Raw genomic sequence first — 24,309 nt, forward strand, 5'->3', positions numbered from 1 at the left:
GTAACGACATTGATTAGGCGTATCGCCAGCATCACTCCGGGCCCACTCTAGACCTATCCTAAACCTACTCAAGTCTTGAATAAACGCTGATACTCATATCGACGTAATGCATTGCGCTTCGGCCACTGCTCAGGAAGCCAGTGATCAGCTTAAGGTGTAGGGGCGAAGCATCATGCTACCGTCATCTATTCGCTTTATAAGGCGTCGGCATCGCTTAAGCCATCAATCGCGCATGTCGGGGAACTGCCTACTGCCAGGTTTGAAGCGCCAGATCTGCAGCGTGGGTCAAAGCTACGGCCGCGACCGACAGGCCGCTGGCTATGTTGTAATTAAACATCTTCGAGGTCATACGCTCGTGTGACCGCCGGAAATGCGCAGGTAAACGCCTCGATTTGTCGGGAAGTTTGCTTGTCTGGAATACTGGTTTTCGGTTTATGAGGATGAAGGAGGTGGCTGTGAGCGCGGACGAGATTGAGATACGCCGTTTTGTGCCGAGCGATGAGTCAGGTGTATTGGCGCTGATTCTGCCCATTCAGCGCGAGGAATTCGACATAGCCATCACTGCCGAGGATCAGCCTGACCTGAAGGCGATTTCGGTGTTTTATCAGACCGGTGCCGGCGACTTCTGGGTTGCCGTACAAGGTGAGCGCGTGATCGGAAGCATTGCGCTCAAAGACATCGGTTCAGGCCACGCTGCGCTACGAAAGATGTTTGTTGCGGCGCCGTTTCGCGGGCGTGAGTTTTCGGTTGGGGCAAGGTTGCTGGATTGCTTGATCAAGCAATCCACTCTCAGGGGCGTTACTGACATATTCCTGGGCACGACCGACAAATTCCTTGCTGCGCATCGGTTCTATGAAAAGCACGGTTTCAGAGAAATCGTCAAAGAAGCGCTTCCCGCGAGCTTTCCGTTGATCGCCGTTGACAGCAAGTTCTACCTGCTGGAACTCAGCGCAGAGTAGTCGCCTGGCCGCACAGGCGTTGGATCGGCTTAAGCCCACATCCGTGTACTGCTGGCAGCATAAGACGCAGGCGAAACCGCGTGCCCCTTCACGTTTAGGTTTGCTGTATGCCTGACTGGTTTTTAAGTGCGCTGAAAATACCCATGGCCGAGCTGTCACCCGAGGTGATGGTGGCGGCATAGTTGGCAGGGTATTGCGCTTTTTCTATGGGTGGCAGTTGGTCGTAGTGTGCGAGAAGCATGACCAGTGTTTGAGTGCTTTCGCCGGTTTCGTTGTATTCATCGGTGTAGCGCTTACAGATAGCTGCTTTCCATGTTTGCTCTTGAATGTGGTTCTCAAATGAGGCTGCACTTCTTTCGTTCACTGTAAAATCGCCAGATTCGTCGTACATAATCAGCCTCAGTTGATCCTGAGGCAAACCGGCAAAAGGGTTCGCCCCAGAACCATTATTGAATTTTGTAGCCTGTCTGGCCCTTTCGAGCAGCGCTGGATCGTCCGTGTCGGGTACTTCCGCATCGTGCAGCGCCCTGTGGGCGTAATAATGTGTACCCGCGATGTTATCGTTAATGGATTTTGCCAGCGCATTCAGTTCTTTGACGTTCAGGTTGGCGTCGCGAGCCAAGGCACGCACCGCGCTACTGTTCAACTGACTGGATAATGTTGAAAGTGTTGCTCTGTCAGCGGAGCGTTCAGAAGGTAGTTCAGTGGGTGCTAATGTGCGAACAAGAGGGGAGGCTGTTTTCGCGCTAGTTGTTATGACAGTACTGGGGGTGAGATTTGTGATGTAAGAGATGTCGAACATGCTGCGTCCTCGCGTCAGTGGCCGATCCATGGCTTAATATTCTGTCTCTGTATCGGCACTGCCAGGGTTCGCTTTAGGTTTCTTCGAGAAAAGGCGTACGCGTCGACATGCAACGCGCACGCCTTTATACTATTTCATGGTGAACTCGGCAGTCCATGCATAAGTGGAGAGGCTGGTTACTCTGGAGGTCGCAGTACAAATTGCACCTCCTTCTGGCGTTGCGGTCCGGTTCCATTTCGGCAGCTTGACCCCGCCCGCACCCTGAGCCTTTATGAAGGTGGTCGAGAATGCACAGGCTTTGGAACCCATGACGTAACGAACACTGGCGTAGTTGGTATCTGGTGAGATCTTGCTTTGTATGGAGTACGTATCTAAACCACCTGGGCGAACGTTAGATTCAATCGGTGATCTGGCGTTTTGCTTGGCTGACATCTCATTGCGGGTGACAGGTTTATATTCCGCCACCTCTGTCCCCAGATTTTTGAACACTACCGTTACCGGCGGTCCCGCATGCGCCGCAACGATGCTGAATAGTGTTGCAAGAGCAATGGCTGAGCGTAAAAAAATTTTGTTTTCCATGAGTGGTAGTTCCTGAGTTTATTACCGAATTTGTTGTTTGGGTAATGCGTGTCCGGGGCAATAAAGGTCAGCGTGAATTCACGGCCGACGGTTATCGTTCAGGCAAGCATGGTGATGTGCCTGTACGTAAAGTGGGTGCGTCAGTCACATTAATTACTGTTGATTAGATAATAGATAGAGGAAGTCTGCGCCGAAGATAAGCGCTGTTCCGCTGGGTGGGGCAGAAGAAAAATCTAAATTTCCGCAGCCCGTGAAGATATTTAACACAGTAGGCAGGTGAGTAAAGTAGGACGTTTCTGATTGTTTGTTAATCAGTTAATAAACATTATTGCGCTTGTCTTTTAGTGCAGTGTTGGATTAACTGCGCTGGCGGGAGTTATATACCTATGTAGAAAATGCGCCCTACAGAGCTGAAGGGCGCAACAAACTCGTTTCACGTCACCGCATAGAACTTGCGCACATACCCCGTGCTGGTCCACTTGCAGGGTGCGCCTTGGGCGACGAATACTGTGTCGCCTGTGTTCACCGTCAGGCTTGGGCCGTTTTCCAGACTCAGCTCGACGCTGCCTTCTATCAGGTTCATCAGTTCGTGGATCTTGTGCGGACGCGAGATGCGTTCGTAGGGGGTGGAATCCCACACACCGATGCGCAGGGTGCTTGCGGTGTCCTCGAACAAATTGTTGCTGCGGCACTGCGGCAGCGGGCTGATCATGATCGCCGGGTCTGGCGGCGAGGAGGGCGTGAGCATGGCGAGGCGGTCGAGCGGGACGATGCCGGGTTTGTCTGGCCCGCTGGTCTTAGTCGACGTGCAGAACGCCCAGAGGCTGTCCGGTTGTGCTTCGATTTGCACGTGAGTGCCGCGACCGATCACCGCGCTTTCACCGGTGCTGATGGTGATGCGGTGGGTGCCGGAGCTCAGCGTTGCGGACCCGCGATGCATCACGAGCATTTCGGTGTAGGGATAGGCCTCTACTGTTAGTGATGTGCCGAAGTGAACCACACCGGCAGCGATGCCCTGATCATCGATGAACGCCGTGCGACGGCCATTATCGAACGGGTCATGCGCGTCGAGGGGGCCGGCGGTGAATTCGGTGTCTACCGGGCTGAGGTCGGCACGGGCAAGCAGCAATACAGTTGGGTGGGGCATTGACTTGGTTCCTGAGTTTGACGAGTCGATGATCGTTCCCACGCTCTGGCGTGGTAATCCATTTCGTGACCTCTGCGTCACATGTTCAAGCCCGGACGCAGCGCGTCCGGAGCTGCTTGCCAGCGCGGAGCATTGGCAAGACAGTGTTCTTGAGCTGGCTCCTAACCGATTGCCTGAGTAATCAGCGCAAACTGGCGCACGCCCTGGCTAGATTGCGGCACTGCGCCCATGCTCATGCAGGTCACGCTGTCGACGCGTTTGAGGCCCGCCTCTTCCAGCCAGTCGTCCAGGCCACACTCGGCCGGGATATCGATGCGAACGAAGGCGTAGGGCACTTTGGTCAGCAATTGCCCGATCATGTGCCGGGCCTGATCGACTGTCTGGGCAACCACCGGACCAATGCACAGGCCACGGCCGAATGGGCGGAGTAAAGCGAAGGCCTGCAGTTGGCCGTCACGTTCGATACCGACGGCATGTTCGATGTCGTTCAGCAAATCGCCCAGCGTGACTGAGCGATCCATGCCCGAACCGGCGTTTGCCAGTTCCAGCACGCGAGGATGGTCAGCTTCGCTGAGGGCGCGACAGTCTTCCCCGGCGTTCAACCCGTTCGGTGTCGGTTGTTGCGCCTGACCCTGGCGCTGGTGAACCTCGCCAAAGCTGACGAACCCCATTTTTTCGTACAGTGGCGCGCCTGCCAGCGTCGCGTTGAGCACGGCGGTACGCGGTGGAACGCTGCCTACCGCCATCTCCATCAACTTGCGACCAATGCCCTTGCCCTGATAGTCACCGCTGACGATAACCAGCCCGATGGTCGAGAATTTACCCTGATGGCAGGCGAACGCACTGCCGATCAAACGGCCGTTATGTAACGCGACGAAGCCCTGCGCGACACGTTGCAGCATGGCCCAGTCTTCAAGTCGATGCGGCCACTTCAAGGCGATGGACAATTCATGAGCGTTGCCGACGTCGGCTGCGGTCATGGGGCGGTATTCAAAGTCGAGGCGTTGCTGAGCGAGCATGACGTGTCTCCGTCCAGAAGAATGCACAGGCAATAAAAAGATACTGCAGACGTGCTGTATCCCACCTGCGGCGAGAGGTGACAAGAGGCGGGCGAGCATTCGGCAGATTCCGCAAACCACCGTTCGCCAGACCACAGTTACTGCTTAAATGAGTCGAAGACCCGGCAGCAAATGCTTGTGGTTTTTCGTGCCGATGAAGCTCTATATATAGCTGTCGGATTTTGCTCTCTCACTAATCGGCATGGCGGCGCAGGTTCTGCGGTGCAAAGCCGCGTGCTTGAGCCTGAGCGCCCTGAAAAGGGTCAAAAAGGCACTGAAAACCGGGGTTTGCCCAAGGCTGGAGCGCCCCGCAAAGTCTGCTGAGCGCATGCCTCAAAACGGTGGTTTCTATCAAGCAGCCATCACTTTTAACGCCATATGCTGATTTCACGGTGTTGTAATGAGGGTGTGCTGCAGCGTGCATCACCGCCCTTGAGACGAGGTCGGACTGCTCGTCATGCCATGACCTCAACAAACCTTCAGGACCGCACAAAATGAGCTTTCTTCGACCAAAATTCATTACGTTCGACTGCTACGGCACCTTGACCAATTTCCACATGGGCACCATGACGCGCGAGCTCTTCGCCGACCGCGTTCCGGCTGAACAAATGGATCAGTTCGTCAAGGATTTCTCGGCGTATCGCCTGGACCAGGTCATGGGTGACTGGATGCCTTATGACGAAATCCTGAAAGTCGCACTGGCTCGTACCTGCAAGCGCTGGAACGTTGAATACCGTGAAGAAGGCCAGCTCTATTACGACGCCGTGCCGACTTGGGGCCCGCATGCCGACGTGCCGGCCGGTCTGTCGAAAATCGCCGACAAGATCCCCTTGGTGATTTTCTCCAACGCCAGCGACAGCCAGATCATGTCCAACGTCGAGAAACTCGGCGCTCCTTTCCACAAGGTCTTCACCGCTGAACAGGCCCAAGCCTACAAGCCCCGTCTGGCTGCTTTTGAGTTCATGCTCGACAACCTGGGTTGCGGTCCGGACGACATCTTGCATGTGTCTTCCAGCTTCCGTTACGACCTGTTCTCGGCTCACGACATGAAAATCAGAAACAAGGCGTTTGTGGCTCGAGGCCACGAGCAACCAGCCAACAGCTCCTACGAATACCACCAGATCCCGGACATCGGCGGTCTGGCCGGGCTGGTAGGCCTTTAAGCCAGGCGCACGGGCAACATCGGCATTTTTCAAGGTGCTCTTCAATGAGTGAGAAGGGGAACAGAATGCGCAGTGAGTCTTACTGGCTCGACACCGCTCCAGATTTTACCGGCGCGCAAGATGGCGCAGTGGAGGGGCAAGCTGACGTGGTGGTGGTCGGTGGTGGTTTTACCGGGCTCGCGGCAGCACGTGCATTGGCCTTGAAAGGTGCCAGCGTGGTGGTTCTGGAATCTGGTCGGGTGATCGGCGAAGCGTCTGGCCGCAATGGCGGGCAGTGCAATACCGGTGTGGCTCAGGACTATGCCTCTTTGAGCACGACCCTGGGTGCCGATCAGGCGCGTGAGTATTACAAGGCTTATGAAAGCGCCGTGCAGAGCGTCGTGAACGTGATCGAGCAGGAAAGCATTGCCTGTGACATCAAGCGTAACGGCAAGCTCAAGCTGGCCGCCAAGCCTGGGCATTACGAAGGTCTGGCGCGCACCTGCGAGTTGATACGCCGTGAGGTCGATCCGGACGTCGAGCTGCTTTCGGCTCAAGACGTACGCAGCGAGATCGGTTCAAACGAATTTCACGGTGGCCTGCTGCAGCGCAACGGCGTGCAGATGCACGTTGGTCGTTTTGGCCTGGGCCTTGCTGATGCCGCTGTGCGTCATGGCGCACGGGTGTATCAGGGCGCTACGGTGAAGGACTGGAAAGCCAACCGTGGCGGCTTCGTGGTAAACACTTCAAAGGGCTCGATTCAGGCCGGCCAAGTGTTGCTGGCGACGGGTGCCTGTCAGCATGGCGGGCTGGGCTGGTATCGGCGTCGCATCGTGCCGGTCGGCAGTTTTGTGATTGTCACCGAAGTGTTGCCGCAGGCGCTGATCAATCAGTTGTTCCCCCATCAGCGTGCTTACGTGACCAGTCGCTTGATCGGCAACTATTTCCGCCTCACACCGGATAACCGTTTGCTGTTCGGCGGTCGGGCGCGCTTTGCCATGTCCAACAGCAGCTCCGACGCCAAAAGCGGCAAGGTGCTGCAAGCGGCGATGGTGCAGATGTTCCCGCAGCTGGCGCACGTCAAGGTCGACTATTGCTGGGGCGGACTGGTGGACATGACTTCCGATCGTTTGCCGCGTGCAGGCGAACACGACGGCGTCTTCTACTCGATGGGCTACAGCGGTCATGGTGTGCAGATGTCGGTACACATGGGCAAGGTGATGGCCGAGGTCATGGAAGGCAAGGCGCAAGCCAACCCCTGGAAAGACCTGAAGTGGTCCGCCATTCCCGGCCACTTCGGCAAGCCCTGGTTTCTGCCTTTGGTAGGCGCTTATTACCGCTATCAGGACAGCCGCCACTGATTTTTCGTTTGACCGTCGTTGTGTGTGCATGAAGGACGCTCCGGCCAACCGTGAGCAACTCGGAATTTCCCCTTTTCGACAGGTAGAACTGATATGACTGACAAAAAAAACGACTCCACGTTGATCACAGGCGAAGACAGCCTGCGGGTTTTCGAAGGGCTCAATCGCGGTCTGTCACGTCGCGATGCGCTGCGCATGCTGGGCGTTGCAGGTGTGGTCGCAGCCGGCTCCACCAGCCTGTTCAGCGCGGCGGGTAAAGTCTTTGCCGATGACGCGGATGCTCCGGTCAAAGGTAAGCCGGGCGGTCGCATTCGGGTTGCCGGCATGTCCAGCTCCACGGCCGATACACTCGACCCGGCCAAGGGCGCGCTGTCCACCGACTATGTTCGCCATTTCATGTTCTACAACGGTCTTACCCGTTTCGACAGCCATCTGGTTCCGCACATGGAGCTGGCCGAGAAGATCGAAAGCGACAACGCCACAGTCTGGACCGTGACCTTGCGTAAGGGCGTGACTTTCCACAACGGCAAGGCATTGACTGCTGGCGACGTGGTGTTCTCTCTGTCGCGTCACAAGGACCCGGCCACCGGCTCGAAAGTGTTGCCACTGATGGCGCAGTTTTCCGAGATCAAGGCCACCGGCCCGATGGAAGTGCAGATCACCCTCAGTTCGCCAAATGCCGAGCTGCCGTCGATCCTCGCGGTATCGCATTTGCTGATCGTGCCCGAAGGCACCACCGATTTCAGCAAAGGCATCGGCACCGGCCCGTTCACCGTCAAGGAGTTCAACCCTGGCGTGCGTTCGGTCAGTGCGCGCAACCCCAACTACTGGAAGCCGGGTCTGCCCTACCTGGACGAGATCGAGTTCATCGCGATTGCCGACGAACCATCGCGGGTCAACGCGTTGCTGTCCGGCGACGTACACATGATCAACGAGGTCAACCCGCGCTCCACCTCGCGCATTGCGGCCAGTTCCACGCACCGTGTGGTCGATGCGCCGTCCGGCAACTACACCGACCTGATCATTCGTCAGGATCAGATGCCTGGCAAGAGCCCGGAATTTACCGAGGCCATGAAATACCTGCTGGACCGCGAACAGGTCAAGTCGGCGGTGTTCCGTGGTTATGCACGCGTCGGCAACGACCATCCGATCTCGCCTGGCTCGCGCTATTTCAACGCGGATCTGCCGCAGCGCGCCTACGATCCCGAGAAAGCCAAATTCCTGCTCAAGAAAGCCGGCATGGAAAGTATCACCATGGCCGTGGCGGCATCGCCTGCTGCGACCGGTTCGGTGGACATTGCGGTGTTGCTGCAACAGTCGGCCAAGCAGGCTGGTCTGACCCTCAACGTCAACCGTCTGCCAAGCGACGGCTACTGGTCCAACCACTGGATGAAGCATCCGCTGAGCTTCGGCAACATCAACCCGCGCCCGAACGCCGACGTGATCTTCTCGCAGTTCTTCCAGTCCACCGCGCCATGGAACGAATCCGGCTGGAAGAACGATCAGTTCGACCAGTTGCTGATGCTGGCCCGTGGTGAAACCGACGACACCAAACGCGCCAAGATGTATGGCGACATGCAGACGCTGGTCAGCCAGAACTGCGGCGTCGGCATCCCGGTTTTCATCAGCAATATCGATGGTGTGGACAAGCGTATCCAGGGCTATTCCAGCAACCCGCTGGGCGGCTTCATGGGTTACATGTTCAGCGAGCAGGTGTGGCTGGACGCGTAAATGAAACGCTGAATCGAGCGGGAGGTGCAGATGAATAGCAACACACTCTGGTTGATCGTGCAGCGCTTCGGCGCGGCGATCGTGACGTTGTTGATCGTTTCCATCGTGGTTTTCGCCATTACGGCGGTGCTGCCTGGAGACGCTGCGCAACAGGCTCTTGGGCAATTTGCGACGCCTGAACAAGTCGCGGCATTGCGGACAAAACTGGGCCTGGATCAACCCGGTGTGGTGCGTTATCTGCATTGGTTGACCAATCTGCTCGGTGGCAACTTCGGTGAGTCCGTTTCCAACGCGATGCCGGTTTCCGAGCTGATTGCAGGGCGTTTTCCCAAGACCCTGATGCTGTCGGCAACCACCGCGCTGGTGTCGGTGCCTGTCGCTCTGGCGTTGGGCATTGGTGCCGCGATGTATCGCGGCAGTCGTCTGGACAGCGCCTTGAACTTCATCACGCTGACGCTGGTGGCGGTGCCCGAGTTTCTGGTGGCAACCCTGGCGGTGCTGATTTTCGCCGTCAACCTGGGCTGGCTCTCAGCCCTGTCGTATGGCGGCGATGTCAGTTCACCCTGGCAGTTCATGCGCACCTACGCATTGCCGGTCATGACCCTGTGCTGCGTAATCGTGGCGCAGATGGCGCGCATGACACGTGCTGCAGTCATCGACCAACTGGACAGCCCTTATGTGGAAATGGCGCGCCTCAAGGGCGTCGGACCGGTTCGCATCGTATTACGTCACGCACTGCCGAACGCCATCGGGCCGATCGTCAATGCAGTGGCCTTGAGCCTTTCCTACTTGCTGGGCGGGGTGGTCATCGTTGAAACCATCTTCAACTATCCCGGCATTGCCAGCCTGATGGTCGATGCCGTGACCAACCGAGACATGGCGCTGGTTCAGGGCTGCACCATGCTGTTCTGTTCCGCTTACCTGGGTCTGGTGCTGATGGCCGACCTGTGTGCAATTCTTTCTAACCCGAGGCTGAGAACCCAATGACTGAATTCATTGCGAAATCGACGCCTGTTGCGGCGGAACCGATGCCGAGCAAAAAAGTGTCCCGGCCGACCTCCTGGTTGGGCCTGTTGGGCGCGACGGTGTGCTTCATCTGGCTGATGGTCGCGCTGTTCGGACCCTGGCTCGCGCCGCATCCGGTGGGTGAGGTGGTTTCCGACAACATGTTCGAAAACATCAGCGCTGCTTACCCCTTTGGTACTGACTACCTGGGCCGTGACATGCTCAGCCGGGTACTGGTCGGCGCGCGCTTCACGGTGGGCCTGGCCTTGATTTCTGCCGTGTTGGCCAGTGGTCTCGGCACGTTGTGCGCGCTGCTGTCGGTGGTCGCGCCCAAGTGGCTGGACGAAGTCATCAGTCGCCTGATGGATGCGTTCATCTCGATCCCCAGCAAGATGCTGGCGCTGATCATGGTGTCGGCATTCGGATCGTCTGAAGTCTTGCTGATCTGCACGGCGGTGCTCAGTTACACGCCGGGTGCATTTCGTATTGCGCGCAGCCTGGCGGTGAATATCGAAGCGCTGGAATACGTGCAGGTAGCGCGTACCCGAGGCGAAGGCCGCATTTATATTGCCTGTCGGGAGATCCTGCCGAATATGCTCAACCCGGTCATGACTGACTTGGGGCTGCGCTTCGGTTTCATTGTGTTGCTGCTCAGCGGCATGAGCTTTCTGGGGCTCGGCGTGCAACCGCCCGACGCCGACCTTGGTTCGCTGGTGCGCGAAAACATCGGCGGCCTCAGTCAGGGCGCTCCGGCCATCGTGATTCCTGCGCTGGCGATCGGTACGCTGACCATCGGTGTCAACCTTTTCATCGACCGGTTGGCTTCACGGCGCGGTCGCCGTTCGGGAGGGCATTGATATGAGCCAGTTGATTCGAGTGCAAGACCTGCGCGTGGTAGCCGACGGCGATCACGGCGAACTGGAAATCGTCAAAGGCGTCAGTTTCTCGCTGGAAAAAGGCGAAGTGCTGGCGTTGATCGGTGAGTCCGGCTCAGGCAAGACCACCATTGCCCTGGCGCTGCTGGGCTATGCCCGACGTGGCTGCAAGCTGGCCGGCGGCGTGGTTCAGGTTGGTGAGCACGACATGCTCAACCTGCCGGAAAGCCAGTTGCAGGGCCTGCGTGGCAATCGTGTTTCCTACATCGCGCAAAGTGCGGCAGCGGCTTTCAACCCCGCGAAAAAGCTGATCGATCAGGTTATCGAGGGCGCGCTGATTCATGGCCTGGGCAGCCGTGCGGCGCTGGAGGCCAAAGCTGTCGAGTTGTTCCGAGACCTTGCGTTGCCCAACCCGGACACCATCGGCAAGCGTTATCCGCACCAGGTCTCAGGCGGCCAGTTGCAGCGTGTAATGGCGGCGATGGCGCTGATCAGCGATCCATTGCTGGTGATCCTCGACGAACCCACCACGGCCCTGGACGTGACCACGCAGATCGATGTGCTGCGCGCTTTCAAGCGTGTGGTTCGCGAGCGTGGGGCAACAGCGGTGTATGTTTCTCACGACCTGGCCGTCGTGGCGCAAATGGCTGACCAGATTGTCGTGCTCAACGGCGGGCAGATTGTCGAAACCAGCAGCACCGCGGCGCTGCTCGGCGGGCCAAAAGACCCTTACAGCCAGAGCCTGCTGGCGGCGGCGCGTCCGGACAGAGTGCTGACCCCGGCCAGCGAGGTGGCCAAGGACAGCACGCTGTTGACCATCAAGGGCCTGACCGCTGGCTACGGCAAGAAGGACCTGCAAGGCATGCCGATGATTCGGGTGCTGGAAGGCATCGACCTTACCATCCGCCGTGGTCAGGCGGTCGGTGTGATCGGCGAATCCGGCTCGGGCAAATCAACCTTGGCTCGTGTGGTTGCCGGTCTGTTGGACCCGGCCCTCGGCAGCCTGACATTCGACGGTGCGGAGTTGTCCGGCTCGCTGTCAGGCCGCACTGAAGAGCAGTTCCGGCGCATCCAGATGGTGTTCCAGAATGCCGACACCGCGCTCAACCCGATGCACAGCGTCAGCGCTATTCTCGCCCGACCGCTGAAGATGTATTTCGGGCTGAAAGGCAAGCCGCTGAACGATCGTATTGGTGAGCTGATGGACCTTGTGCGCCTGCCGCGCGAGCTGGCGGATCGGCGCCCCAATGAACTGTCTGGCGGGCAGAAACAACGCGTCAACCTGGCCCGTGCTTTGGCGGCCAAACCGGATTTGATCCTCTGTGATGAAGTGACGTCGGCGCTGGATACCGTGGTCGGCGCGTGCATTCTCGAACTGCTCGGCGAATTGCGTCGCAAGCTGGGTGTTTCCTACCTGTTCATCAGCCATGACATCTCCACTGTGCGTGCGCTGTGCGATGACATTGTGGTGATGTACAGCGGCCACAAGGTCGAAGAGGGCACCCGCGAGTCCTTCAGCCGCGTGCCCTTCCACCCGTACACCGACCTGTTGGTGCATTCTGTACCGGAGCTGCGTCAGGGCTGGCTGGAAAGCTGCGGCGTGACCAGCGGCAAGCTGCCGCCGATCAGTGCTCCGGCCAGTAATCCTGAGCTGTGTACTTTTCTCAATCGCTGCCCGTCCCGCGTCGAGGGCCTGTGCAACAAGACCGCTCCAGGCCGTCGCCGGATTGCTGGCGGCAGCGAAATCCTCTGCCATCGTGACGGCGACGAGCTGCAAGCCGTGCAGAAAGACCTGAACCCTGTCACTGCCGGAGCGTACGCATGAACAGCCGTTTTGTGAGGCTGGGCGAGCGTGATCGTCCGATGGTGAGCCTCACGGTCGATGGCGCGTCCATCGAAGCCTTGCAAGGCGATACGCTGATGGTGGCGTTGCTGACACGCACGGCCGCTTTGCGCCAGTCCGAATTCGACGCCGGGCGGCGTGCCGGGTTTTGTCTGATGGGTGCCTGCCAGGACTGCTGGGTCTGGACGCGCAGCGGTGAACGGCTGCGCGCCTGCTCCAGTGAAGTCCGCGACGGGCTGGATATCGTCACCACTCAACCGGAGGCGAAATGGCCACTTCTTCACGGTTAGACGTTCAGAACCCTGCCAGCCCTCGAGTGGTCATCATTGGCGCTGGCCCGGCGGGCACCCGTTGTGCAGAAACCCTGCTGGCCGCCGGGATCAGACCGATTCTGATCGATGAGAACCGGCGTGACGGCGGGCAGATCTACCGTCGCCAGCCGGAAGGCTTCAAGCGTGATTATCCGGCGTTGTATGGCACTGAAGCAGCCAAGGCGCGCGACCTGCACGAAAGCTTCGATCGCTTGCGCACGCAGATCGACTATCGCCCCGATACCCTCGCCTGGAACCTCACGCCAGGCGAGCTGTGCTGCGCCAGCCAAGGCCTGCACACCGTGGTCGAGTACGACGCGCTGATGCTGTGCGCAGGCGCCACCGACCGTCTGATGCCGATCAAGGGCTGGCAACTGGCGGGCACCTACAGCCTGGGCGGTTCGCAGATCGCGCTCAAGTCGCAATCGGTCTCGATTGGCAGTCGCGTGGTGTTCATGGGCAGTGGCCCGTTGCTTTATCTGGTTGCCAGCCAGTACGTCAAGGCCGGTGCCGATGTCGCAGCGGTGCTCGATACTTCTCCGTTCAGCAAGCGCGTTGCCGCGATGCCCAAATTGCTGGCGCGCCCCGGTGTCCTGTTCGACGGCATGAAGCTTTTGGCCCGTTTATACAGCGCCAGGGTGCCGGTGCATCTTGGCGTGCAACCTGAAGAAATTCTGGGTGACGAGCAGGCCGGTGTCTCGGGCGTGCGTGTGAAGCTTGCCAATGGCAAGTTGCTGACCGTCGATTGCGATGCGCTGGCGCTGGGTTATCACCTGCGCCCGGAAACCCAGCTGGCAGATCTGGCCGGTTGCGGCCTGCGTTTCGATGAGGATTCCGGGCAATGGGTGCTGGCGGTCGACGAAGAGGGCCGCACCTCGGTCAAGTGTGTCTATGCGGCGGGCGATGGTGCGAAGATTCGCGGTGCCGATGCCGCCGAGCAAGCAGGTAGACTGGCCGCGATAGCGCTGCTGGACGACCTTGGCCTGCCTGTGGATAACGCGCGTCGTGAAGACGTGCGCAAGCATTTGGTGGTCATGGATCGCTTCCGCGTTGGTCTCACCGAAGCATTCCCCTGGCCCTCCGCTCAAGCCGCTGCACTGCCCGATGACGCCATTGTCTGCCGTTGCGAAATGATCAGCGCAGGCGAGCTCCGTGGCGTGGTGCGTGAGAAAGGCGCTTGCGAGGTCAATCGCGCCAAGGCGTTCAGCCGTGTCGGTATGGGCCGCTGCCAAGGGCGTTATTGCTCGCAGGCCGGCGCCGAAGTGATCGCTGCCGAGGCCGGTGTGCCGGTCGAGCAAGTCGGTCGCCAGCGCGGTCAAGCGCCGGTCAAACCATTGTCGATGCTGGTGGACGAGGTGATTTCATGAAGCAGCCCAAGGTCGATGTACTGATAGTTGGTGGCGGTTTCATGGGCTCGGCGTCGGCGTTTTTTCTGCGGCAGCACGGCAAGTCGGTGACGCTGCTGGAGCGCGACGTGATCGGCCAGTATGCCAGCGGCGTGAACTTCGGCAATGTACGGCGCCAGGGTCGCCATCTGGGGCAACTGGAGTTGGCCAATCGCTCCAGGGCGTTGTGGCAGAAGCTGCCGCAACTGATCGGCGAAGACCTGGAGTTCCTGCCCAGCGGCCATATGCGCGTCTGCTACCGCGAAGACGAAATCTGCGAACTGGAAGCCTACGCGGCGGCTCCTGAAGCGCGCGAGCTGGACCTGAAAATCTACAGCGGGAAAGCACTGCACGAGCGCTTTCCGTTTCTCGGCCCCGACGTGAAGGGCGGCTCTTATGCGCCGCACGACGGCCACGCCAACCCGCGTCTCGCTGCACCGGCCTTTGCCCGCGCCGCAATCAGGGCCGGGGCGCGGATCGAAGAGCGCACCGAAGTGGCACAGGTCGAAAAGGTCGGTAACGCGTTCGAAGTAACCACCACTGACGGACGTGTCTTCACTGCCGATCAATTGCTGATCACCGCAGGCGCATGGGGGCAGAAAATCTCCGCGCAATTCGGCGAGCCGGTACCGCTGGACACTCACGGCCCGCAGATGGCTGTTACTGAACCGGTGCCTTACGCGCTGCCGACAGTGATCGGTGTGTTCACCAAAATCCCTCATGAAGTCATCTATTTTCGGCAGATTGCGCGCGGTAACATCGTCATCGGCGGTGGTTTTCGCAGCAAGCCGGACATGGCCAATCGTCGTGCCCATGTCGAGCCACGCAGCATCATCAATCAGGTGCAGCAGATGCGTCGTCTGCTGCCCGGCGTCGGTAATCTGAACATCATCCGCGTGTGGAGCGGCATCGAAGGCTACACGCCCGATTCACTGCCGGTGATGGGCGCCAGCGGTAAGGTCGACGGGCTGTTCTATGCGTTCGGCTTCTGCGGCCACGGCTTTCAGCTCGGCCCTGGCGTGGGCGACGTGATGGCCGAGCTGATCAGTACCGGCGCGACCAGCACTTCGATCAGCCCGTTCGACATCCGTCGTTTCGACCTTTTCAATGAACAAGCGAGCAAAGCCTCATGAGCCCACGCGCACTGGATATCCTCAAGCGCCTGATTGCCTTCGACACTGTGTCGTCTGAGCCAAACATGGCACTGATCGAATATGTCCGCGAGCTGCTGGCCAGCAAGGGCATCGAGTCGTTGATCGTCAAGGACGAAACTGGCAAGAAAGCCAACCTGTTCGCCAGTACCGGACCGCAAGACGTGCCCGGTGTGCTGCTTTCCGGCCACACCGACGTCGTGCCGGCGGCTGGTCAGGCGTGGACGATGCCGCCCTTTCAGGCAACGCTGCGTGACGGGCGCATCTATGGTCGTGGCACCTGCGACATGAAGGGTTTTGTTGCGCTGGCCATCGACGCAATGCTCGATGCCGCAGACATGACGCTGCTCCGTCCGCTTCAACTGGCCTTGTCGCATGACGAAGAAATCGGCTGCGTCGGCGTGCGTCGGCTGCTGGACGTGCTGCATCTGGCACCGATGCGGCCCTTCCTGTGTGTGGTGGGCGAACCCACGATGATGCAGTTTGCGGTCGGACACAAAGGCAAGGCGTCCTATCGCACGTTCTGTCGCGGTCAGGAAGCGCACTCTTCGTTGGCGCCCAGGGCGGTTAACGCGATTCATCTGGCCAGCGATTTCATCGCCGAACTGCGCAAGAGCCAGAAGCAGATCGAACAGCAAGGCGCGCGTGACGAGGGTTATGACATCCCTTACAGCACCGTACACATCGGCCGTATCGATGGCGGCAAGGCGCTGAATATTGTGCCGAACCTGTGCACCATGGAGTTCGAGTACCGCAACCTGCCAGGTGACAATCCCGATGCATTGCTGGAGCAATTGCGCGAGCGTGCCGAGGTGCTGGTACGTGAAGCGCGACTGCTGTCGGGCGTGGCCGCCATCGAGATCGAAGTCATGAACGAATACCCGGCACTGGAGACTCACCCAAGCGTCGAAGCGGTGCGCATGCTGCATGCTTTTGCCGAGCCGGGTACGCAACACATCAAGGTGTCCTATGGCACCGAAGGCGGTCTGTTTGCAGGGCGACTCAACGTGCCGGTAGTGGTTTGCGGCCCGGGTTCCATCGAGCAGGCGCACAAGCCGGACGAGTTTATCGAAGAGAGTCAGATGGACGCAGGCGAGCGTTTTCTGCAAAGTCTGCTCGGCTCGCTGAAGCAGTAGAGGCTGCCGTCCGGGCGTAAATTTCAGCATCGGACACTGCCGTTATCCCGCTTTCAGCATCCTGGACTGTGACGTCTGCCTAGACTGGCAGGTATCCCGAAACAGGACTCGACCATGCTCAAGAATCAGTTGAAAGACCCCAGCCTGCTGGTAGACCGCGCTTACATCGATGGCCAATGGATCAACGCTGACGACGGCGCAACGCTGAAGGTAACCGACCCGGCAACGGGCGAAGTGATCGCAACGGTTCCTGCCCTGCAAGGGGTTGAAACCCGCCGTGCCATCGAGGCCGCTGATCGCGCCTGGCCGGCCTGGCGTGCCCGTCCTGCCGCCGAGCGGGCGGCCCTGCTGGATCGCTGGCATCAGGCAATGCTCGAGAACGTCGAAGACCTGGCGCTGATCATGACCCTCGAGCAGGGCAAGCCGCTGAACGAGGCTCGGGGCGAGATTCGCTACGGTGCCAGCTTCGTCAAATGGTTCGCCGAGGAGGCGCGTCGCTCCTACGGTGAAACCATCCCTGCGCCCAGTGCCGACCGTCGCCTGATGACGCTCAAGCAGCCGGTGGGTGTCTGCGCCGCGATCACGCCATGGAATTTCCCCAACGCGATGATCACCCGTAAATGCGCACCAGCGCTGGCCGCGGGCTGCCCGATCATCGTCAAGCCTTCTGACCTTACGCCGCTGTCCGCTCTGGCGTTGGCAGTGCTGGCCGAGCGTGTAGGCATTCCTGCTGGTGTCTTCAACGTGGTCACTGGCATGCCTGCCGGCATCGGCGAAGAGCTGACCGGAAACCCGGTGGTGCGCAAGATTTCCTTCACCGGCTCCACGGCGGTGGGCCGTCTGTTGATGCGTCAAAGTGCCGAACACATTAAGCGTCTGAGCCTGGAACTTGGCGGCAACGCGCCGTTTGTCGTGTTCGACGACGCCGATCTGGAACAGGCCGTGGCTGGCATTATGCTCAGCAAGTTCCGCAACGCCGGTCAGACCTGCGTGTGTGCGAACCGGATTCTGGTGCAGAGCGGCATTTACGACCGCTTCGCTGCGCGGCTGGTGGAAGAGGTCGCCAAACTCAAGGTTGGCAATGGCCTGGAAGACGGCGTGACGATTGGTCCGCTGATCAACCCGGCAGCCGTCAGCAAGGTAGCCCGGCACATTGATGACGCGTTGAGCCAGGGCGCGAAATTGCTGTATGGGAAACGTCCCGAGGGCGACGGCCAGTTCGTCCAGCCAACGGTATTGGGCGATGCTCATGCAGGCATGCTGCTGGCCAACGAAGAGACCTTTGGCCCGGTCGCCCCGCTGATGCGCTTCACCGATGAAGCCGAGGCGCTGGCACTAGCCAACGCAACGCCTTATGGCCTTGGCGCGTATTACTTTACCCAGGACCTGCGCCGTTCGTGGCGTTTCGGCGAAGCGCTGGAGTTTGGCATGATCGGCCTCAACACCGGCATCATCTCTATGGAAGTCGCCCCGTTCGGCGGCGTCAAACAGTCCGGCCTGGGCCGCGAGGGCTCCAGCTACGGTCTGGACGAATACCTGGAAGTGAAGGCGTTTCACGTGGGTGGGTTGTAGGGCGCGCAGTACAACCGACTCTCGCGCCCGTGCCCGCGTGACGATGGTGCCCATGCTCCGCGTGGGCATGCAGTTCGTGACGCCCCGCGTCACAAACCCACAGAGCGCCGCACGCTCAGGCCCGGACGCGGAGCGTCCAGAACTGCATGCCCACACGGAACTCTGGAACGATAATAATTAGTCAGTAACCCTGCCCGCGATCAACCTCGCCCTGCATTGCCTCACCCCGCTCAAAGCGGCGGATGTTGTCGAGCAGACCGGGGAATGCGCTTTCCGGCTGGGTCATGGCCGCGACGTGCGGCGTCAGCAGGATCTTCGGGTGTTTCCAGAATGGATGATCGGCAGGCGCGGGTTCCTGTTGCAACACATCCAGCACCGCAGCGCTCAACTGGCCGCTGTCCAGCGCTTCAAGCAGATCAGCCTCTACCAGATGCCCACCACGGCCCATGTTGATGAGGGCTGCACCTTTGGGCAAGTGATCGAATAACTGGCGATTGAGGATACCTTCGGTTTGCCCCGTCAGCGGTAACACGCAAAGCAGAATGTCGCACTGCCCGAGAAATGCCTCCAGCTGTACCTCACCCGCATAACACGTCACACCGTCAAGCTGATGTTCGCTGCGTGCCCAGCCTGACAGCTCGAAACCGAACGGCTTCAGGCTCGCCAGAATCTGTTGCGCCTGCAAACCGAGGCCCATGACGCCCACCCGACGCTTGTGCGCCGGTATCAGCGGGTGAGCTTTCCACACGCCTTCAACCTGCTGCTGCTGATAACGCAGCATCTCTCTGTGCAGGCTCAGCACCGCAAAAGAAGCGTACTCGCACATCCCGCGACTGATGCCGGGGTCCAGCAGGCGAACCACCGGCAGGGCTTTCGGGATACGGCTCAGGTCCAGTTGATCCACTCCGGCCGAGAGAGCAAACAGCACTTTCAGGTTGGGCAGCAGCTCCTGCAGGTCATCAGGCGCCAGCCAGGCGCCCAAGTAGTGGATGTCGGCCGGGTCGCCGATATCTGGCCACACCCGCCATTCGATGTCCGGCGCGTGCTCGGCAAACAGGACACGCCAGCGTTCGGCGCGTGCGGGATCAGCTTTGTAGAGCAGGGCGGGCATGGGCATTTCCTGAGCATGAAAGTGGAGCCCCATCATGCCGCAAGTCGGGAGCAGGATCTGTCGAAACGGCCGTTTCCAGCGCCTCGCCACGCCTGAAAAGCAGCGCTGCCCGGCAGATTGCATGGTGCTTGCGGGGCATGAAGGAATCTGCCGTTTGCAAGGCGAAAAACAGTCGATATGGACTTCTGAGGGGCGAAGTTCGGCGTAGATCATTTCGCTGAACGCTTAACCTGAACACCATCGCAGCCACCCCCGCCGGCTGCCTGGCCCATGATAGGTAAAACCATGAACAGCAAAGTCGACGACACCCCTCATCTGATCCGCCAGCGCGACCAGTTTGTGCCGCGTGGCATTGTCACGGCCCACCCGCTGGTCATCGACCGCGCCCAGGGTTCTGAATTGTGGGACGTCGATGGCAAGCGCTACCTGGATTTCGTCGGCGGTATCGGCGTATTGAACATCGGCCACAACCACCCGAATGTGGTCAAGGCGATTCAGGCACAGCTGACCAAAGTCACCCACGCCTGCTTTCAGGTAGCCTCCTACCAGCCCTACATCGACCTGGCTAAACGCTTGAGTCTGTTGATCGCAGGCCAGAGCGGCATCGATCACAAGGCAGTGTTTTTCACCTCCGGTGCCGAAGCTGTGGAAAATGCGGTGAAAATTGCCCGCGCCCACACCAATCGTCCGGCGATCATCTCGTTCCGGGGCGGCTTTCATGGCCGCACGCTGCTCGGCACCACGCTGACCGGCATGAGTCAGCCGTACAAGCAGAACTTCGGCCCGATGGCGCCTGAAGTGTTCCACACCCCGTACCCGAACGAGTACCGTGGCGTGACCACCGAAGTGGCACTGGCGGCATTGCATGAGCTGTTGGCTACCCAAGTAGCCCCGGATCGAGTGGCAGCCATTCTGATCGAACCCATGCAGGGCGATGGTGGCTTCCTGGCCGCGCCGGTCGAGTTCCTCAAGGCATTGCGTGCCCTGACCGAGAAACACGGCATCGTGCTGATTCTCGATGAAATCCAGACCGGTTTCGGTCGTACCGGCAAGTGGTTCGGCTTCGAACATTCGGGCATCCAGCCAGATCTGGTCACCGTTGCCAAAAGCCTCGCTGGCGGTATGCCGCTGTCAGGCGTTGTCGGACGCGCTGAAATCATGGATGCACCGCTTCCGGGCGGCCTGGGTGGCACTTACGGCGGTAATGCTCTGTCGTGCGCCGCCGCGCTGGCGGTCATCGATACGTACGAGCAGGAAAACCTGCTGGCGCGTGGCAAGCTACTGGGCGATCGCCTGCGTGCCGGTCTGCTAGCGCTCAAAGAGCGTTACAGCTTCATCGGCGACGTGCGCGGCACTGGCTTTATGCTCGCTATGGAAATGGTCAAGGACGATGCCGCGCGCAGTCCGGACGCCGATCTCAACCAGAAAATCATCGATCAGGCGCGCATTGGCGGTCTGCTGGTGATCAAGTGCGGTGTGTACCGCAACGTGCTGCGTTTCCTGGCACCGCTGGTGACCACCGAGCAGCAGATTGATGAAGCGCTGACCATCCTCGATGCCGCCTTGGCACGAGTATTGAAGTCCAGCTGAGCGTGAGCGTGGTCGCAGCTGTTGCGAGACGCTGCGACCACCAGCGCTGGGGATCATTGTTGAATGGAGACGTTGCCTGCCATGGGGCTTATTGATTACCGCGCATTACTGATCGATTGTGATGAGGTTCTGGTGGACCGCGACTCAGGCGTCTGGTCGGCCTTGCAGCCGTTGCTGGATAACGGTCTGAGTACACCCGGCAAAGACCAGATACTCACTGAATTCAATGATGTCATCCGCACGTTGTACCCGCGCTTTGATGAATTGGGCTTCAGCGGGCTGCTGTGCTTTGCGCATCGACAGCTGGCTGAACGACTGGGGATCAAGGCGAGCTGGGAGGAAGGCATGAGTTTCGCCCGCTCAGTGTCGAACTGGACGCTGTTCGAGGATGCACCGGGCGCGATGCTCTACCTGCGCAAGTTCTACCGGCTGTTGGTTTACGCCGACCGTGATCTGCAGGATCGCGGCATCCTGTGCGAGCGATTGGGGCTCGAGCCTGACAGCCTGCTGTCGTTGACCACGCACCCGCTGGATGACACACGCTGGCTTGCCAAAATGGATCTGGACACCCGAGACACCCTGCTAGTATCCCGTCCACCGGCCTCTGCGCCGGGCCTGGGCGGGTTGTGCCTGATCCGCCGCAGCCGCGAAGAGCACAGTCAGCCTTGCGCCGCAGATATCTGCATCAACAGCATGGCGGACCTCGTTGCTCAGCATCAGCTGTCTTTACGGCGCTGATTTTGCTAGAAGGTAGGCACCGTAATGGCAATACATGAGGTAGGTGATGGAAGGCTTGGTCAAACTGGATCGGATTGATATCAATATCCTGGTAGAACTCCAGAAAGACGGGCGCATGACCAACGTCAGCCTGGCCGATGCAGTAGGGCTTTCCGCGAGCCCTTGCCTGCAACGCGTCAAACGACTTGAGTCGGCGGGTTACATCTCCAGTTACAAGGCGCACCTCAATCTCGCGAAAATCACCGAATCGGTTACCGTGTTCACGGAAATCTCCCTCAGCGACCACAAGCGCGAAGACTTCGCCAAGTTCGAAGCCAACATCCGCCATGTGGACGAAGTGCTCGAGTGCCATTTGATCAGTGGCGGCTACGATTACCTCGTGCGCTTCATGACCCGCAGCATTCAGCACTACCAGGAAGTGATTGAAGAACTGCTGGACAAGAACATCGGCATTTCCAAGTACTTCAGCTACATCGTCATCAAATCCCCGGTCATGAAAGACGGCGTGCCGTTGCGCAAATTGTTGCGGCATTGAAGCGGCTAAAAAAGAGCGCCGGCTTGCTGTGACGTTTGATTGTGTAGAGACACAGGTCACATCCAGACCGCATCTCATAATGGATAATCTCCAATCTTCCTCACCAGCCCGGCGCGTAGCGGGTTAGCGACGACATAGCGAGCCAGGCCGACCATGTCTTGCTCGTTGCGTACGGCATGATCGTGGTACCCGGACTGCCATAGAGTTTCGGGGTGGTCTCTGACTTTTCCGATGGCTATCGAGCTGCGAGAGCTGTCGCATCAGCATGGGCAGATCATTCTGTCTTAGCTCAAAAAGCCAATGAACGTGGTCGGGCATCACGACCCAGGCAAGCGACTTGGCCAGTTCCTGCTCTTTGCAACGCCTCAGTTCTTTCACCAGCAAGCGTCCGAGGCGGAAGTCGGCAAACACAGGTTCGCGCCCCTTCGTGACTGACGTCACCATATAAATCTGGCCTATTACGGAGCATAGGCCCGTGCGCAAACGGCGTGACGCAGAGTAAGCATGCATTCCATGACCTCAAAGGCTATCTGAAGGGGAACGTTAGCGCTTGGCGCGGCGAAGCAGCGGAGGAATGCTTTACGGCATATTAATTCGGTGGTTGATAGCCAGTCTTCGTGGACAGGCGCAGCGTCGCCCGGTCCACTCCCACAGGGATCTCCCATAAGGATTCCAGAACACAGTTGCCTGAGCTCAGGCAAACACCAACCCCGACGAGCGCAGCAGTTCCTGTGTGTAGGCTTGCTGCGGCGCGGCGAAGATGTCGCGGGATGGGCCTTGTTCGACTACCTTGCCGTCCTTGATCACGATCAGGTCATGGGCCAGCGCGTGAACCACTGCCAGGTCGTGGCTGATGAACAAGTAGGTCAGGCCATGGCGGATTTGCAGATCGCGCAACAGCGCAACGATCTGCTTCTGCACGGTACGGTCGAGGGCTGAAGTCGGCTCGTCCAGCAGAATCAGGTCCGGTTCAAGTACCAGCGCCCGTGCGATGGAAATGCGCTGGCGTTGACCACCGGAAAACTCATGCGGGTAGCGATGCCTTGTCGCCGGGTCTAGCCCCACTTCCTGCAATACCCGGATCACCGTCTGCTCACGCTCTTTCGAAGTGCCGATTTTATGCGTCACCAGCCCTTCGGCGATGATCTGCTCTACGGTCATGCGCGGGCTGAGGCTGCCAAACGGGTCCTGAAACACCACCTGCAATTGCCGACGCAACGGGCGCATCAAGTGCTGGCTGTGCAGGCTCAGTTCCTTGGTGCCGAAACGGATGCTGCCCTCTGAATCCACCAGCCGCAAAATTGCCTGGCCCAACGTCGACTTGCCCGAGCCTGATTCACCGACGATGCCCAGCGTCTTGCCCTTGAGCAGCTCGAAACTCACGCCGTCCACTGCCTTCACATAATGCGGCTCGCGCTTGAACCAGGCTTTGCCCAGCGGAAACCAGACCTTCAGGTCCTGCACCGACAGCAACGTGTTGCTGTGCGTGGACGGCACCGGTTCGCCATCCGGTTCAGCGTTGATCAGCAGACGGCTGTAAGGGTGCTGCGGGCAGTCAAAAAGCGTCTGGCAATCGGCTTGCTCGACAATTTCACCCTCACGCATCACACAGACCCGCTGAGCAATGCGCCGCACCAGATTGAGGTCGTGACTGATCAGCAGCAGTGACATGTTCAGTCGCTGCTGCAACGATTTGAGCAGCTCGAGAATCTTCACCTGTACGGTCACGTCCAGCGCCGTGGTCGGCTCGTCGGCGATCAGCAAGTCGGGCTCGTTGGCCAGCGCCATGGCGATCATGATGCGCTGACGCTGCCCGCCCGATAGCTGGTGCGGATAGGCCTTGAGCCGCGACAGCGGATCGCGAATGCCGACCAGCTCCAGCAGCTCCAGGGTCCGGCTCAGTGCGGCCTTGCCCTTCAGGCCCTTGTGCGTGACGAGGATTTCGCCAATTTGCTTTTCGACCGTGTGCAGCGGGTTCAGCGAGCTCATGGGCTCCTGAAAAATCATCGCCACCCGGTTGCCGCGCAGGCTGCGCAATTGCTTGTCGCTGGCCGTGACCAGATCCAGGCCGTCATAGCGAATCGAACCCTGTGTACTGACGTTTTTCGGTGGCAGCAAGCGCAGAATCGAATGCGCGGTGACTGACTTGCCGGAGCCGGACTCGCCCACCAGCGCTAGGCATTCGCCACGGCGGATATCGAGGCTGATGCCATGCACCACTTCGTGGCCGTTGAAGGCGACCCGCAGGTCGCGAATTTCAATCAGGTTGTCTTGCATG

Annotated in this window: 21 protein-coding genes and 1 pseudogene; 15 read left to right on the forward strand and 7 right to left on the reverse strand. The window is 59.3% G+C overall.

The annotated features are described in order from the left end of the window. Window positions 1-440 precede the first annotated feature (440 nt). Window positions 441-959, forward strand: coding sequence for a GNAT family N-acetyltransferase (locus tag ALO43_RS05105; RefSeq protein ID WP_268949025.1), 519 nt, complete (start codon window positions 441-443; stop codon window positions 957-959). Between the two features lie 94 nt (window positions 960-1,053). Here ALO43_RS05105 and ALO43_RS05110 read toward each other — a convergent pair whose 3' ends face one another. The 4 genes from ALO43_RS05110 to ALO43_RS05125 all read right to left on the reverse strand — a co-directional run bounded on the left by ALO43_RS05110 (window position 1,054) and on the right by ALO43_RS05125 (window position 4,506). Beyond that, the gene (locus tag ALO43_RS05110; RefSeq protein ID WP_054997198.1) at window positions 1,054-1,761 is read right to left on the reverse strand and encodes a hypothetical protein; all 708 of its coding nucleotides are present in this window, start codon (window positions 1,759-1,761) and stop codon (window positions 1,054-1,056) included. 129 nt (window positions 1,762-1,890) lie between these two features. Beyond that, the gene (locus ALO43_RS05115; RefSeq protein WP_054997199.1) at window positions 1,891-2,340 is read right to left on the reverse strand and encodes a hypothetical protein; all 450 of its coding nucleotides are present in this window, start codon (window positions 2,338-2,340) and stop codon (window positions 1,891-1,893) included. Between the two features lie 433 nt (window positions 2,341-2,773). Further along, window positions 2,774-3,487, reverse strand: coding sequence for a cupin domain-containing protein (locus ALO43_RS05120; RefSeq protein WP_054997200.1), 714 nt, complete (start codon window positions 3,485-3,487; stop codon window positions 2,774-2,776). Between the two features lie 161 nt (window positions 3,488-3,648). Further along, on the reverse strand, window positions 3,649-4,506 hold the full coding sequence (locus ALO43_RS05125; RefSeq protein ID WP_054997201.1) for a GNAT family N-acetyltransferase: 858 nt from the start codon (window positions 4,504-4,506) through the stop codon (window positions 3,649-3,651). Window positions 4,507-5,039: 533 nt separating this feature from the next. Between ALO43_RS05125 and ALO43_RS05130 the strand changes: the two genes are divergently transcribed. The 11 genes from ALO43_RS05130 (at window position 5,040) to ALO43_RS05180 (ending at window position 18,057) form a co-directional block, all read left to right on the forward strand. Continuing rightward, window positions 5,040-5,708, forward strand: a complete 669-nt coding sequence (locus tag ALO43_RS05130; protein ID WP_024668952.1) for a haloacid dehalogenase type II — start codon at window positions 5,040-5,042, stop codon at window positions 5,706-5,708. Between the two features lie 65 nt (window positions 5,709-5,773). After that, entirely contained in the window at window positions 5,774-7,048 is a 1,275-nt protein-coding gene (locus ALO43_RS05135) for an NAD(P)/FAD-dependent oxidoreductase (protein ID WP_005887829.1), read from the forward strand. A 93-nt stretch (window positions 7,049-7,141) separates the two neighbouring features. After that, the gene (locus ALO43_RS05140; protein ID WP_005887831.1) at window positions 7,142-8,779 is read left to right on the forward strand and encodes an ABC transporter substrate-binding protein; all 1,638 of its coding nucleotides are present in this window, start codon (window positions 7,142-7,144) and stop codon (window positions 8,777-8,779) included. Between the two features lie 30 nt (window positions 8,780-8,809). Then, window positions 8,810-9,766: an ABC transporter permease gene (locus ALO43_RS05145; protein ID WP_005887833.1), complete on the forward strand. Its 957-nt coding sequence runs from the start codon at window positions 8,810-8,812 to the stop codon at window positions 9,764-9,766. After that, the gene (locus ALO43_RS05150) at window positions 9,763-10,641 is read left to right on the forward strand and encodes an ABC transporter permease (RefSeq protein WP_005887835.1); all 879 of its coding nucleotides are present in this window, start codon (window positions 9,763-9,765) and stop codon (window positions 10,639-10,641) included. The genes ALO43_RS05145 and ALO43_RS05150 overlap by 4 nt, the downstream gene beginning before the upstream one ends. A gap of 1 nt (window position 10,642) precedes the next feature. Then, window positions 10,643-12,484: an ABC transporter ATP-binding protein gene (locus ALO43_RS05155; RefSeq protein WP_005887837.1), complete on the forward strand. Its 1,842-nt coding sequence runs from the start codon at window positions 10,643-10,645 to the stop codon at window positions 12,482-12,484. After that, the gene (locus tag ALO43_RS05160; RefSeq protein WP_005887839.1) at window positions 12,481-12,792 is read left to right on the forward strand and encodes a (2Fe-2S)-binding protein; all 312 of its coding nucleotides are present in this window, start codon (window positions 12,481-12,483) and stop codon (window positions 12,790-12,792) included. Before ALO43_RS05155 ends, ALO43_RS05160 begins: the two co-directional genes overlap by 4 nt. Continuing rightward, the gene (locus ALO43_RS05165; protein WP_024690305.1) at window positions 12,771-14,180 is read left to right on the forward strand and encodes an FAD/NAD(P)-dependent oxidoreductase; all 1,410 of its coding nucleotides are present in this window, start codon (window positions 12,771-12,773) and stop codon (window positions 14,178-14,180) included. The genes ALO43_RS05160 and ALO43_RS05165 overlap by 22 nt, the downstream gene beginning before the upstream one ends. Further along, a complete protein-coding gene (locus tag ALO43_RS05170) occupies window positions 14,177-15,331 on the forward strand; it encodes an NAD(P)/FAD-dependent oxidoreductase (protein WP_024690306.1) in 1,155 nt (384 codons plus the stop codon). The genes ALO43_RS05165 and ALO43_RS05170 overlap by 4 nt, the downstream gene beginning before the upstream one ends. Further along, a complete protein-coding gene (gene argE / locus ALO43_RS05175; RefSeq protein WP_024690307.1) occupies window positions 15,328-16,485 on the forward strand; it encodes an acetylornithine deacetylase in 1,158 nt (385 codons plus the stop codon). The genes ALO43_RS05170 and argE overlap by 4 nt, the downstream gene beginning before the upstream one ends. 114 nt (window positions 16,486-16,599) lie before the next feature. Beyond that, window positions 16,600-18,057, forward strand: a complete 1,458-nt coding sequence (locus ALO43_RS05180) for an NAD-dependent succinate-semialdehyde dehydrogenase (protein ID WP_005887844.1) — start codon at window positions 16,600-16,602, stop codon at window positions 18,055-18,057. A 181-nt stretch (window positions 18,058-18,238) separates the two neighbouring features. On the opposite strand, the gene ALO43_RS05185 is transcribed toward ALO43_RS05180, so the two are convergent. Next, complete coding sequence (locus ALO43_RS05185; protein WP_024668957.1) at window positions 18,239-19,168, reverse strand: 2-hydroxyacid dehydrogenase; 930 nt, start codon at window positions 19,166-19,168, stop codon at window positions 18,239-18,241. A gap of 285 nt (window positions 19,169-19,453) precedes the next feature. On the opposite strand from ALO43_RS05185, the gene gabT reads away from it, so the two are divergent. The 3 genes from gabT to ALO43_RS05200 all read left to right on the forward strand — a co-directional run bounded on the left by gabT (window position 19,454) and on the right by ALO43_RS05200 (window position 22,031). After that, window positions 19,454-20,758 carry a 4-aminobutyrate--2-oxoglutarate transaminase gene (gene gabT, locus ALO43_RS05190; protein WP_005887847.1) on the forward strand — a complete coding sequence of 435 codons (1,305 nt, stop codon included), beginning with the start codon at window positions 19,454-19,456 and terminating at the stop codon, window positions 20,756-20,758. Window positions 20,759-20,839: 81 nt separating this feature from the next. Continuing rightward, entirely contained in the window at window positions 20,840-21,496 is a 657-nt protein-coding gene (locus tag ALO43_RS05195; protein ID WP_005887848.1) for an HAD family hydrolase, read from the forward strand. 46 nt (window positions 21,497-21,542) lie between these two features. Further along, window positions 21,543-22,031: an Lrp/AsnC family transcriptional regulator gene (locus tag ALO43_RS05200; RefSeq protein WP_002555947.1), complete on the forward strand. Its 489-nt coding sequence runs from the start codon at window positions 21,543-21,545 to the stop codon at window positions 22,029-22,031. Window positions 22,032-22,105: 74 nt separating this feature from the next. Here ALO43_RS05200 and ALO43_RS28330 read toward each other — a convergent pair. Together ALO43_RS28330 and ALO43_RS05205 are read right to left on the reverse strand one after the other, a co-directional pair. After that, window positions 22,106-22,541, reverse strand: a pseudogene (locus ALO43_RS28330) (REP-associated tyrosine transposase). 183 nt (window positions 22,542-22,724) lie between these two features. After that, complete coding sequence (locus ALO43_RS05205; RefSeq protein WP_054997202.1) at window positions 22,725-24,308, reverse strand: ABC transporter ATP-binding protein; 1,584 nt, start codon at window positions 24,306-24,308, stop codon at window positions 22,725-22,727. Between the last annotated feature and the right edge of the window lies 1 nt (window position 24,309).

The sequence above is a fragment of the Pseudomonas tremae genome (assembly GCF_001401155.1).
Taxonomy (GTDB): Bacteria; Pseudomonadota; Gammaproteobacteria; order Pseudomonadales; family Pseudomonadaceae; genus Aquipseudomonas; species Aquipseudomonas tremae.